Raw genomic sequence first — 12,436 nt, forward strand, 5'->3', positions numbered from 1 at the left:
TAATCCTACATTTGTAACCTGACTGTGTTCGTTAAATTAGCATGGTACCAGACCTATTTTGAGTTGGGTATGGATAGTTAACGAAGTACCTTCTTGTGGGATACTATCAATAGTCAGAAAATATCCACTTCCGAATAGTAATTCTAAGCGCTTCTTTACATTGGTTAACCCAATATTTCTTATGCGTCCTTCACGGGAATAGGAAGCGTTGCCATTTCGAGCCATTGACTCTATAGCTTCCGGTGTCATTCCTACACCATCATCGCTTATAATCACTACTAGTCGATCATTCTCGAGGTGGATAGATAAGGTAATCATACCCTTCGTTTCTTTAGGGAGTATACCGTGGAATAAGGCATTTTCAATAATAGGCTGTAGGATATTTTTTGGCATATCAATGGCAGATACGTTATCAGCGATGTCCAAGTACAATTCAAATTGATCACGATATCGATATTTTTGTATTTTTGTATAGTCCTGAATAATGCCGACTTCTTTCTCGACGGAAGAGTACACTTCGTTATTCCCGATTCGTACTGCATCTTGCAGAATATGAATAAACGCTGTCATCATCTCCGTAATATCATGGTGTCGCTGTTTTCTTGCTAAGTAAATGACCGTATTTAGCGTGTTATAGATAAAGTGCGGATTAATTTGTGAAAGCAATAGATCGATTTTACCCGTTACAGACCTATTCAACAGCTGATCGTCAAGATTGACCCAAGTAAACTGACCGTAGAGCAGCTGGTAAAATTGCAAAATGTTTCTGCTAAAACGATGAATGCGGCAAAAATTTTCATTTCTATGATGCCGATTCTCATTTTATATCCATTTTTACAGAAATATTTCATTCATGGTATTATGCTTGGTTCAGTTAAAGAATAAGAGAGATGATGTCCACTTCCGATTTTTGCATTTATGCGGTTGCTCCGTGTCATATATACAAGCAAGCGATATGTACCGAACGTATACATATACCGTAGTGGAAAATCACACGGAAGGGAATGAGTAAACATGAGCGGAGTAGGTTATGGTGACGGTTATGGGCGTTCAAGCGCATTTGTCCTGGTTCTTTTTATTCTTTTGGTAATCATCACATCAGCTTTTGTAATTTAATATACCTTAATCCAACAAGAAAGACGGAAGCCAATAATGGCCGCCGTCTTTCTTGGTTACATAGAATTTACTTACTTAATTAAAAGAAAAACGGGAACCCAAAAAACGGTATGGCAAATAAAAACGCAAGTGCCGCAAAGTATTTGATACCCAAAAGAAGATGGCAATAGCACCCTACAATGCATACGCTAGCATAAGATTGTAATAAAAGTTGGGTGAACTAATGAATGCTAATGGAAAACATTGCAAATGAAATGATTTTTGGGCGACCTGTGGCAGTTGGGAATATTGGAACGGTGTGGCCACCTGGAATAACTGGTCTCAAAATAAATTATCAAAATCCACATCAAGGAACGCAATTATTTGGCCCTATTTTAGGTTATTCTTATGCACCCTATCCTATGGTAACACCAATGTATCTGGGCTTTCCGTACAGCTATGTCTGGTTATTATTTTGATGGGATAGTAAGCTCCAATCATATAAAAAAGTCACCCTTAATCTGGCTATTTATTCTGCGTAAGTGATTACGATACGTTTGCGCTTTTGCTCGGCAGTTGCCTCCCAGTGGCACACGTCCAAGCAAGAACTATGTACCGAACGTATACATATAACGTAGTGGAAAATCACACGACTCACATGCCTTTTCTTTATACATACGGCGGTGTCAATCATAGAGACGATGACCGACCAATTACAGATTTAAACGACAAATGGAGTGATAGGGATTCAAGAGAGTATAGTCCAAACTTGAAGAATCAACATAAGATGACAAGAAGTTATTTCATATAAAAGGATGAGTGAGCAGGGAATGAAAACTTTACATCAGCGTGAAAAAAAGAACGGACGCGTGAAAGTCGGACAAAAAGCCATTCCTGCATCATTGCCCTCTATCTCTTCGCAAGTTAAAGAGAACTTAGGGACACCGGTATGTGTAGTGCTCAAGGATGGTTCTCTGTATTACGGAGTGCTAAACGAATTACAAGGCAATCAAGTCATTCTTCAAGGCTTCAAGGGAAATCGGAAGCTCCCCCGAAATAAAGACAAAGCTAAAGCACAAATATCCAATTTAGGAGGTTTGGGAGGCTTACTTGGCGGAGGCGGAATAGGAAACATGCTTAGCCTTCTTGGTGGCGGGGGTTCTGGGGGACTTTTTGGAGGAGGCTCTAACGGATTACTGGGTGGTCTTGGTAAAGGTGGTCCTGCAACAGGTAATGCTGGGGGTGGAGGTTTCTTTGGTAACATAGGCAGCTTTTTTAAGTTGGGTATGGGAGTAATTTCTTTTATCATGCCATTGATGAAAAATTTTTCGATTTAAGGGAGTAGACTTCTACACACAAGATATTATCGATAGAAAATAAAAAAGACAAGAACTGCAAAGCCATGATGCTGCGCGGTTTTTGTCTTTTTATACGGGAACGGGGAGAGAACTCCTACTGCTTCCCCTTTCCCTGCAATTCGTTCAAATAATCGTCCAATCGATCGAAGCGCTCCTCCCACATGCGGCGGTAAGATTCCAGCCAGGTGTTCATTTCTATGAAGGGCTGAGCCCGGAGCTTATAAATGCGCCGATTGGCGCTGGGCTGTACTTCAACAAACCCCGCGTCGCTTAGGACGCGGAGATGTTTGGAAACTTGTGGCTGCTGGAGGCTGAGGCGCTCGGCGATTTCCCCTACGGTGAGGGGACCGCCCCGCAGGAGTTCGACGATGTGCAATCGGTTGGGCTCTGCTAGTGCGCTCCAGGTTGCTGTGATCAAGCCCATGTTCATGCACTCCTTCCTTCAACATATACCAGGCAAGGGAGTTTGTTTATGCCGCTAAGCGTGGTGGCTGACTTAATGATGCAGCTCTTTGTTTCCTATGATAGCACATATAGGACCCTCCGATGACAACAAATCCGATGATGAAAAACACCAAGCCGCCGACAGGATCGCCCACCACGATACTTGAATACATCGCACCCACAAGGTCAAATGTAAGCCCGGCATAAGCCCATTCCTTAATTCTCGGAAAGCCGGGAATCAGTATCGCTAAAATACCTAATAATTTGGCCACGCCCAGAAAGGGCAGGAGGTAAGAGGGATAGCCTAAATGAGCAAATAAGACAACCGCATCTGATGCATAGAGGATATCCGGGATAGCACCAATGCCCATCAAGATTACCAATAAAGCTGTGAAAATCCAATACATAACTATCGTTTTTTTCATGAATTTATTACTCCCTTCAATTTATAATTTGATAGTGATTTTGCTCCTTACATAGTGGCCAGTTGTTCCTCGAGACGATCAAGTGTCGATTTAGCGCCTTCGATAGCCCCGTATTCCTTGACCACTTTTTCAAGGTAAGCAGCTGATTTGAATCGACTCGTCATGGTGAGCTCTGTCGTCGAATTAGCTTGCTCGGCAAACGTGACCGTCACATGAAATTGTTCGTCCTCATCGCCGTCGCCATGGGAGTATTCAAGTTGCTCTGGGCTTACGATCTTGTGGTAGGTGATTTTATTATCATAATCGACGCCGTCCGGACCGTGCATAATGTAACGCCATACCCCGCCTGGTCTAACATCGATTTCTTGAACCGTATTCGTAAAGCCCTTGGGTCCCCACCATTTCGGCAAATGCTCCGGATCTGTCCAAGCCTTGAAAACCAGTTCTCGCGGCGCATGAAAGACACGGGTGACACGGAGCTCTTGACCTGCAATGGATGTGAGTGTGTTGCTCGTTTCTTTAGCGTTATTCATATTATCATCCTCCAAATTGTATTTGTTCTTAGTGATTTGAATATACCACAATAGGAATATTCCTGTAAAGGAATATTTATAAATTATTTCAGTTATAGGCAGGAAAGCAGCTAGATTCATTAACTCTCCTTCGATTGTTCCGCTTTCCAACTTGCATATTGTTCCGGTAAACAAACTGCACAAGGTCTGTACCCAGCGGCTATAGCGATTTCTTCATTCTCGAAAAATACGCGATAGTTAACATATCCGCCTTGAGCTATGGCCCGAAGTGCAGAGGGACAATCTAGGCGGCCATATATTTTTTGGCGTCGATAACCTCCCAAAGTACCCGGAGCTCCGCTTTGATAAGGACGTCGATCAGCCCCTAATAATGTGTAGGAAGATTGATTCTCGTTTTTCTCAATGCTGTTTGCACCCATGTAAATGACAACTCACCACCCTTTTGTAGTTGTAACATAAAACGACATTAAATCATTTCGTTATCTTGCTGTTACATTCGAGAATGCGTACAAAAGCTTATTTTCGGGGTTATACTGTTCGCAGAAGGTATTAGAACTTGAATGCGACGATACGCGCAAAGAGGGAGGCTTACAGCATGCCTGAGAATCTGTCACAAGGATTAGCTGATCTGGATTGGAATTTCATCCAGCAGTCGCTGGACGAGCACGGTTATGCCAAATTACCAGGCTTGTTAAGTAATACGGAATGTAAGGAAATCATAAGCACTTATGAGGAAGAAGGTAACTTTCGAACGACCATAGACATGGCCAGATATCGCTTCGGGGTCGGGGAGTACAAATATTACAACGCTCCCTTGCCATTTTTGCTTCAACAGCTGCGCGAAGGATTGTATCCGGAACTTGCCATAACAGCTAATCGATGGCTAGAACAATTGGGCCACAATGCTTCTTATCCGGTAACATTAACGGAATTCCTCGATCAATGCCATCAAGAGGGGCAGAACCGTCCAACCCCATTGATCCTGAAATATGAAGCTGGGGGATACAATTGTCTGCATCAGGATTTGTATGGGAAAGTATTCTTTCCCTTTCAGGTCGTATTCGCTCTTAATCAAAGAGAAGAAGATTTCACAGGCGGGGAGTTACTGTTGGTGGAGCAGCGTCCGAGGGCGCAAAGTAGAGGCCATGTCATCACGCTGAAAGAAGGAGAGGGTCTGATTTTTCCAACCAATCATCGTCCGGTTTTGGGAACGCGCGGCTATTATAAAACGACTCTTCGACATGGTGTAAACACAGTTACCACAGGTACAAGATACAGTTTGGGTATTATATTTCACGATGCGAAATAAAGTCTTACTTCCAACCCGGGTGCTCTGCACCCGGGTTTTTATCATGAAAAGAATATCCGCGCAAAAAAGGTATAGTCCTCGGAGCAAAGGATGGGGAAGGCAGCAAGAAGAGAAGATTTCCAATTACGAGGATGCTTGTTAAGTTGGGATCAAGCCGAGTGACAACAAGGCTGACAACAGAAAGGTAGGTGAACGAAGTATGCTTGTACAACCAGCTGTGGATACCAGAAGTCCCGGAAGCGCCAAACAGATGGCTTCACGAAGATCGTTATGGAAGGATCTGAGGCGCAGACCGTTTCTCTATATGCTGTTGCTTCCAGTCATTGCTTACTTCCTTGTATTTAAGTATTTCCCGCTATATGGAGAAATCATTGCTTTCAAGGATTTTCGGCTCGGCGACGGCATTTGGGGGAGTAAATGGGTGGGACTGGAGCATTTCAATCGATTGCTCCACAGCAGCGATCTGTTCAAGATTGTTCGCAACACGCTCCTATTAAATCTATATGGACTGTGCATTGGTTTTCCTGTGCCGATCGTCCTCGCCATCATGCTGAACGAGGTCCGGGTGGAATGGTATAAGCGAGTTGTGCAGAACCTCCTGTATTTGCCTCATTTTTTATCGTGGATTATTCTCGGCACGATCGTCATTGGGCTACTTTCCCCAGGCAGTGGGTTTGTCAATTATGTCCTGAAGGCATTCGGGCTTGAGCCGATCTATTTTATGGGAAACACCTTCTGGTGGCCCCTCGTCTATGTGTTTTCCGGCATATGGCGCGATGCAGGCTTCAGTACCATTCTTTATTTGGCGGCAATGTCTAGTATTGACCCCCATCTGTATGAAGCAGCCCGTATAGACGGCGGCGGCAAGTTTCGGCAGATCTGGCATGTGACGCTTCCTGGCATTCGAAGTACGATAGCGCTCATGCTTGTTCTGCAAATGGGCCGCATGTTCGACGTAGGCTTCGAGCACGTCTGGGTGCTTACCAATCCTATGGTAACAAGTGTTTCTGACGTGATGAGCACGTACATATATAGGCTCGGGCTCGTCAATCTGCAATACAGCTACACGACGGCGATTGGATTGGTTCAATCCCTCGTCGGCTTGATCCTCGTATTATCAGTAAATCGCATTATCCGGGCAATGGGAGAGCGTGCTTTATGGTAGCGAAGGGTGCAGAAGGCAGCAAATTCAATCACCGAAAGGAGGGGCTGCGGATGGCCATTTGGAAGGAGCGTGTGCCCCGTTTACTACTTTATTTCATCTTGGGGTTATGCACGTTCTCGACGCTGTTCCCGTTTTTGAATGTATTGGCGGTTTCACTCAGCTCAGGCGAGGCCATACGTGCCGGCAGCGTTTCGATATGGCCGCGGCAGTTTACATGGGATGCCTATCGCAATTTGATCGATGACGGGCAGCTGTTCATCGCGATGAAAAACACAATCGTGATGACCGTTGTCGGTACCTCGCTGAACATGCTGGTTACGATCATGGCGGCGTATCCACTATCGAAACTGGACTTGCGCGGACGGGGTCCTGTTCTAGGTATGATTATTTTTACCATGCTGTTCACTGGAGGGCTTATCCCTCAGTTTCTACTCATCAAAAGTTTGGGATTGATGAATACATACTGGTCGCTTTGGCTGTCTGGTCTTCTCAGCACGTACAATTTCTTCGTCCTCAAGACCTTCTTCGAAGGTTTGCCGAGTGAGCTTGAGGAGTCGGCATCCATCGATGGGGCGAAGGACTGGGTCGTGCTTGTGCGCATCGTCCTTCCGCTGGCACTTCCGGTTATCGCAGCATTGACGCTCTTCTACGCGGTGGGTTGGTGGAACGCGTATTATAACGTGCTCATTTTTATTAAAAGTTCAACCCAAATGTCTCTGATGGTTAAGCTCTACCAGATGATCGACAACCTCGATCCCGCACTGCTGGTCGGGGATTCTGCGAACGCGAACAACACGTTGCCGCCGGAAGGTGTGCGTGCGGGAGCCGCTATGCTGGCTTCGCTGCCGATTCTGATTATTTATCCGTTTTTGCAAAAATATTTCGTGAAAGGCGTTTTAATGGGCTCCGTCAAAGGCTAGCTTATTTAACGTCAGTTATTGGCTCCGTTCATAATGGCGCTAAACGCCTTGTGATATAATCAATCCATGTGGGAGGTCATCGTATGAAGAGTATGAAGAGAACAAAACGATGGGTGTTAGGTTCAACGATTTTGGCAATGACGCTGGGAGCGGCCTTAACTGGCTGCAGTAAAACAGAGCAAGGAGCGAGCGGCAGTTCAGCTCCGTCAGCAGTAAGTAAGACGGAAGACAAGTACGATAAGCTGCCGAAGGCCGTTAGCGTTTCTATGTACGACCGAGGCGCGGTCGCCGCAGAAGAAGGCTCTTACGAACAGAATCGCTGGACTAAGTGGATTCAGGAACAATCGGGCGTTCAGGTCAAGTATGTGCCGGTTCCCCGCAACCAGGCGCAGGATAAGCTGAATACGCTGATTGCCTCTGGCGAAGCACCGGATCTGATCTGGGATTATGACCGCAATTATATCGGTACGCTCGTCTCACAGGGCGTCGTTCAACCGATAGATGATTATATTAATCAATACAGTACAGTCATTAAGAATTATATAAACGAAAATCCAGAATTAAAGCCGCTGATGACATTCGACGGAAAAATATATGGGATCACAACAAAACGGCCATTGAACGGCCTAGCCAACGGCGGCATGTGGATCCGGCAGGATTGGCTGGACAAGGTTGGCATGAAGGCGCCGACGACAGAGGAAGAATTTTTTGCAGTGACGAAAGCATTCAAGGAAAAGGGTTTATCCGGGAACACGAACGCACCTGTTGTTTCCATGTTTGTTTGGCCTAACGTGATCGCTGGCCTCTATGCGACACATAGCACGCAATGGTACCTCGATGGGGGTAAAATGATGAATGCGAACCTCGTTGACCGCAATGTGGGTGCGCTTACTTTTGAACGTAAGCTATACGAGAACGGGTACATCGATAAGGAATATTTGACGGATAAAAATAGTCAAAAGATGATGGCTGACTGGGCGCAAGGCAAAACAGGCATCCTGATCGGCAGCGTAGGCAATGGCATTGACACGTATATGAAGGATTTGATGAAGAATTTTCCAGATGCAAATCCGGTGCCATTAGCTGCCTTCTCGACGAAGTATGGCAAATTTGGAGCTTATCAGGAAACGCCAGCCAGTATTTATGTCGCGTTCAATAAAAATATGAAAAATCCGAAGGCAGCGATCCAATATCTCGACTGGATGCTGGATAAAGGCTGGTACACGCTGTTGAACGGTACGGAGAACACGCATTTCAAATTGGTGAATGGCGTTCCTCAGGTGCTGGATGCTGACAAAGTCAAGAAAGAAGTTGCTTACGCTGGTGAGTATGCCATCTTAAGAAACGATGCCAAAACGTTCAAGTTGGAGAATTTGATGATCAAAGCCGCACAGGATCCGCTTTCGCAGCGTTGGGCGAAGTTGAACGCTGAAGCGATGAAGACGGCGCTTAGCGTACCTTTCCGTCGAGATATTCCGTTTTCGCCGAACTCGCCGGAAATTAGCAATGTGCTTGCGAGCATCGCTCCTAAGCTGGCCGAGATCCGTACGCGAGCGATCGTCAAAGGCGATATCACGCCAGAGCAGGCGCTTGATATGATTCGTAAGGAGTACAAGAGTGCTGGCGGCGACAAGGCCGATCAAATTGCTCAAGAATGGTACGATAAAAATAAAGCGAATTTCAAATAACTTGATGTGGATTTATTAAGAACTCGAGGGGGCAAAGGCATGTTTTGGCGACCAAAGAGAAGCCGTTCGAAGCGTACGATGTCGATTATTTTGCTTTTTTTGAGCCTATGTATTGTTTCGACAGCAGGCCTGTCCTATTTCATCACGACCAATCATCTTGAGGCAGAAGTCGAGCAAACGAACATGTCGCTGCTCCACGAGGTAAACAGCAAGCTGCTGCTGGTGCTGAAAGCGGTCGACGCTGAAGCGATGCAATTTCTACGCAGCCGTGATATGAGGATGTTCATGGAGGATGATGCTGCCGATCAGCAGGACACAATTAATATCAATACGCGAATTGGGGATATGCTGCTGAGCAATGATACCATCTTTTCAATTGATCTGTACTCCTACGCCAAAAAGCGTTGGTCGCAGACCAATCCATTTCAGACGGCGGAGCCGGGCATTGATTATCAGTGGATTAATGCGTTCGAACGCTATAAAGGCTTTTATCAGTGGGTCGGTACACGTAAGCTTTCCCTTGATGAGGCAGGTAACATACGGCAAAATGTGATGACGCTGATTCGCTCCTATCCGCTTACACACGGGGATGGATACCGCAAAGGTGCCGTAGCTTTCAATGTGGATGAGCGATCCATTTACAATTTAATTAAAAATGCAATAGATCCTTCATTCGGCTACTTGTTTCTGACAGATGCGGAGGGAACGATCCTCAGTCATGCTGATAAATCTTTGATCGGCGCGAAGGCAGGCGAACTCCTCTGGTCACAAGAAATGAACAAGCGGGAAGAAGGCATGTTCCGTACGAAAATTAATGGGATTAACCGAACTGTCTTCTATATGAAAAGCCCCTATACGGGTTGGGAAATTATTAGTGTTGTATCCGATGCTGAGCTTAGCAAGCCGCTGGTACAGGTACGAAATACATTGTTTGGCATTTCTATTGTCTTATTGCTTCTAGCCGGAGGTATGTCGGTGGTGCTCAACAGCTGGATGTTTCGGCCGGTGAATCGGGTTCTGACGAATGTGACAAAGCAGTTGCAGGCGTATGGCCGCTTCGAAAAACAAGATGAGTATTCGGCAGAGGATGAGTTCAGCGGAATTGAAGTATCCTTGTCGTACATCTTGGCCGACAGCAATCGCATGCATAGACAAATGCGGGAAACTCAGCCGGTTATTAAATGGCGGCTTGTGATGGATGCTCTAATCGGCGCACGCCAAAATCCATCGGAGCTGCTTCCCAGCCTTGAAGCGATCGGATATCCCCTGCATGTGCAGCAGTATATGGTAATGACTGTCGAGTTTGATCGTAAATCGGTGATTGCGACTCCACAGGATCTGCAACTATATAGTTATGCGCTCTGCAATGTGGCGGAGGAGATGATCAACAGTGAGTATCGAGGGGTTGCCATTGAAGCAAGGGATGGCATGGTAGTTATTATAATCAGCTTTGACGAAGCGGACGGGGAAGCTAATTTACTGCGGACGCTGGCGGTGGCTGAGTTGATCAAGAGCTACGTGGAAGAACAGTTCAAACAGACGATTTCGATTGGGCTGGGCCGATTGACGCAAGATTTGGGCATGCTCCAGCAATCTTACCATGACGCAATGTCGGCGCTGTCGTACAAGATGATTCTCGGGGGCAATGCGATCATTTCCAGCGAAGATATTCGTGAGCCGGCAAGCGGAGAGTTTATGCGGCTGCTTGGCATGACGGATGGGATTGTTGACTCGCTGCGGCTGACAGATAGCGAGAAGATGGCGAAGCAGACGGAACGCTGGTTTGGCGAGATGGCTGGCAGCGGCGCTGCGCCTGATATGATTCGGCAACTGGTTGTACATTTCATGATGAAGGCAGCCAAAGTTGTAGGCGAGATCGATCCGGCACTGCTCGAAGAGGCGCCTTCACATCGGCTATTCGATCTGCTGAGCCAATACGAAAGCATCCATGAGTTGTCGGATTACGTCATTGAGCAGCTTGCTCGATATGCAGGGCAAATTGAGGAGAGACGCAGCAATCGAGAGCGAAACGACGTTGTTGAGCGGATCACCGCTTTTATCGATGCTCACTATATGCACAGCGATTTATCATTAAATTATTTGGCAAGCGAGTTCAAACTGAGCGTGTCGCATGTGAGCCGCATATTCAAGGAGCACACGGAAAGAAATTTCATTGATTATTTGATGGATATTCGTATGAGGAAAGCGAAGGAACTGCTCGCTTGTACCGAGATGCTGATCCGCGATGTTTCCGGAGCGGTGGGCTACACCAACGTCAACAGCTTCGTGCGAATTTTCAAGAAAAGCACGGGGGTTACGCCAGGCGAATATCGGGAACGTGAGCAAGCGTCGCAAAATGGGAGGTAAGAACGATGCTCAAACATTCATCGTTTACAGATACAATCACGGGGCTGCCGATCCTGGCGATTGGGTCCGAAGCAGGCGATACGGGACATCACTATTATACGGCGATGTCTTGGTTATCGGACAGCCGACATGTGATCGTACACACAGATATGGACCGGGAGACTTGGAAAGGTAACATCGTGCGTTTCGATACGGAAACGGGGAATGTGCAAGTGTTGGAGGAAGGCCTGACTTGGGGGAGTGGGGTTGTCTCATGCGATGATATTTTATATTTACTTCGCAAGAATGAGTTATACGCAATTGATGCGTGGAGCGGGGAACGGCGTACGATTTGCATGTTGGAAGAGCGCTGTACGTTCTTTGGGCCATTATCGGTGACGAATGATGGCAAGGTACTTGGTGTCTACTGGAAAGAGCAGCTTGTTCGCTCCGAGGATACTGCATCTCAGGAAGCCGATTGGGTGATCGGCACTGTTCATACAGAAAGCGGAGAGGTACGAGAAGCTGCCCGTCCCCAATTCGAGGAACCTTTTCCGGTGGCGAATCATGCCATGATTAATCCGGTCGATCCGAATCAATTGTTCTTTTCGCACGAAGGCGCGACAGAGCAAATTCCGGATCGGCTCTGGACAGTCAATGCGCGAACCGGGGACATGCGCAACCTGTTTGCGCAGAAGAGGTCAGAGAGCGGACAGCCAGTCGAATATGTTGGGCACGAAATATGGGCGTTCGACGGCAGCGGGCTATATTTCGTGAAATATCCGCATAGTCCGGATAAACCGACAGGCGTCTATTTCGTGGATCGCCGGGGCGAAGGTCACGAGTTCATTAACGGCGATTACAGGTACTGGCATGTCGGCATCAGTCCTGACGGCAAGTATGCAGCGGCGGATACGCAGGAGCCGGGCATTTCCAAAATCGTGCTCATCAACACAGCTACGAAACAGTCCGAGCTGCTGTGCGAGCTGCCATGCCGTGGGATGCATCCTGGGCATCCGCATCCATCGTTTAGTCCGGACAGCCGTAAAGTCATCTTCACATTTTCGGATGAGCATGATCGGCTCCATGTCGGGATTATGGACATTAGCGATCGGTTGTAGCTAGGTGAGGATTCGCGAGTGGCGATTGCGTT

General features: G+C 46.7%; 14 protein-coding genes. 9 read left to right on the forward strand and 5 right to left on the reverse strand.

All coding sequences use genetic code 11. From position 1 onward, the window contains the following. Positions 1 to 36 precede the first annotated feature (36 nt). Positions 37 to 759 carry a sensor histidine kinase gene (locus GC102_RS22775; RefSeq protein WP_171691528.1) on the reverse strand — a complete coding sequence of 241 codons (723 nt, stop codon included), beginning with the start codon at positions 757 to 759 and terminating at the stop codon, positions 37 to 39. Positions 760 to 1,014: 255 nt separating this feature from the next. Here GC102_RS22775 and GC102_RS22780 point away from each other — a divergent pair, with 255 nt between their 5' ends. The 3 genes from GC102_RS22780 to GC102_RS40130 all read left to right on the forward strand — a co-directional run bounded on the left by GC102_RS22780 (position 1,015) and on the right by GC102_RS40130 (position 2,432). Further along, positions 1,015 to 1,116, forward strand: coding sequence for a YjcZ family sporulation protein (locus tag GC102_RS22780; protein ID WP_171691529.1), 102 nt, complete (start codon positions 1,015 to 1,017; stop codon positions 1,114 to 1,116). 227 nt (positions 1,117 to 1,343) lie between these two features. Continuing rightward, a complete protein-coding gene (locus GC102_RS22785) occupies positions 1,344 to 1,574 on the forward strand; it encodes a hypothetical protein (protein WP_171691530.1) in 231 nt (76 codons plus the stop codon). A gap of 336 nt (positions 1,575 to 1,910) precedes the next feature. Continuing rightward, positions 1,911 to 2,432 carry a hypothetical protein gene (locus GC102_RS40130; RefSeq protein WP_171691531.1) on the forward strand — a complete coding sequence of 174 codons (522 nt, stop codon included), beginning with the start codon at positions 1,911 to 1,913 and terminating at the stop codon, positions 2,430 to 2,432. 115 nt (positions 2,433 to 2,547) lie between these two features. Here GC102_RS40130 and GC102_RS22795 read toward each other — a convergent pair whose 3' ends face one another. The 4 genes from GC102_RS22795 to GC102_RS22810 form a co-directional block, all read right to left on the reverse strand. Beyond that, positions 2,548 to 2,877: an ArsR/SmtB family transcription factor gene (locus GC102_RS22795; protein WP_171691532.1), complete on the reverse strand. Its 330-nt coding sequence runs from the start codon at positions 2,875 to 2,877 to the stop codon at positions 2,548 to 2,550. A 46-nt stretch (positions 2,878 to 2,923) separates the two neighbouring features. Beyond that, positions 2,924 to 3,322, reverse strand: a complete 399-nt coding sequence (locus tag GC102_RS22800) for a DoxX family protein (RefSeq protein ID WP_171691533.1) — start codon at positions 3,320 to 3,322, stop codon at positions 2,924 to 2,926. A 47-nt stretch (positions 3,323 to 3,369) separates the two neighbouring features. Then, positions 3,370 to 3,855 (reverse strand): SRPBCC family protein, encoded by a 486-nt coding sequence (locus tag GC102_RS22805; RefSeq protein ID WP_171691534.1) that lies wholly within the window; start codon positions 3,853 to 3,855, stop codon positions 3,370 to 3,372. A 119-nt stretch (positions 3,856 to 3,974) separates the two neighbouring features. Then, positions 3,975 to 4,274, reverse strand: a complete 300-nt coding sequence (locus GC102_RS22810; RefSeq protein WP_171691535.1) for an Ada metal-binding domain-containing protein — start codon at positions 4,272 to 4,274, stop codon at positions 3,975 to 3,977. 176 nt (positions 4,275 to 4,450) lie between these two features. Between GC102_RS22810 and GC102_RS22815 the strand changes: the two genes are divergently transcribed. The 6 genes from GC102_RS22815 (at position 4,451) to GC102_RS22840 (ending at position 12,404) form a co-directional block, all read left to right on the forward strand. After that, complete coding sequence (locus GC102_RS22815) at positions 4,451 to 5,164, forward strand: 2OG-Fe(II) oxygenase (protein WP_171691536.1); 714 nt, start codon at positions 4,451 to 4,453, stop codon at positions 5,162 to 5,164. A 199-nt stretch (positions 5,165 to 5,363) separates the two neighbouring features. Continuing rightward, positions 5,364 to 6,329, forward strand: coding sequence for an ABC transporter permease (locus tag GC102_RS22820; protein WP_246321070.1), 966 nt, complete (start codon positions 5,364 to 5,366; stop codon positions 6,327 to 6,329). Then, positions 6,323 to 7,249, forward strand: a complete 927-nt coding sequence (locus GC102_RS22825; protein WP_246321071.1) for a carbohydrate ABC transporter permease — start codon at positions 6,323 to 6,325, stop codon at positions 7,247 to 7,249. Before GC102_RS22820 ends, GC102_RS22825 begins: the two co-directional genes overlap by 7 nt. Before the next feature lie 83 nt (positions 7,250 to 7,332). Next, entirely contained in the window at positions 7,333 to 8,937 is a 1,605-nt protein-coding gene (locus GC102_RS22830; protein ID WP_171691537.1) for an extracellular solute-binding protein, read from the forward strand. Positions 8,938 to 8,976: 39 nt separating this feature from the next. After that, positions 8,977 to 11,304 (forward strand): helix-turn-helix domain-containing protein, encoded by a 2,328-nt coding sequence (locus GC102_RS22835; protein WP_171691538.1) that lies wholly within the window; start codon positions 8,977 to 8,979, stop codon positions 11,302 to 11,304. A 5-nt stretch (positions 11,305 to 11,309) separates the two neighbouring features. Next, positions 11,310 to 12,404: a TolB family protein gene (locus GC102_RS22840; RefSeq protein WP_171691539.1), complete on the forward strand. Its 1,095-nt coding sequence runs from the start codon at positions 11,310 to 11,312 to the stop codon at positions 12,402 to 12,404. Positions 12,405 to 12,436: the final 32 nt, after the last annotated feature.

It is taken from the genome of Paenibacillus germinis (assembly GCF_013141785.1).
In the GTDB taxonomy this organism is placed as follows: Bacteria; Bacillota; Bacilli; order Paenibacillales; family NBRC-103111; genus Paenibacillus_E; species Paenibacillus_E phytorum.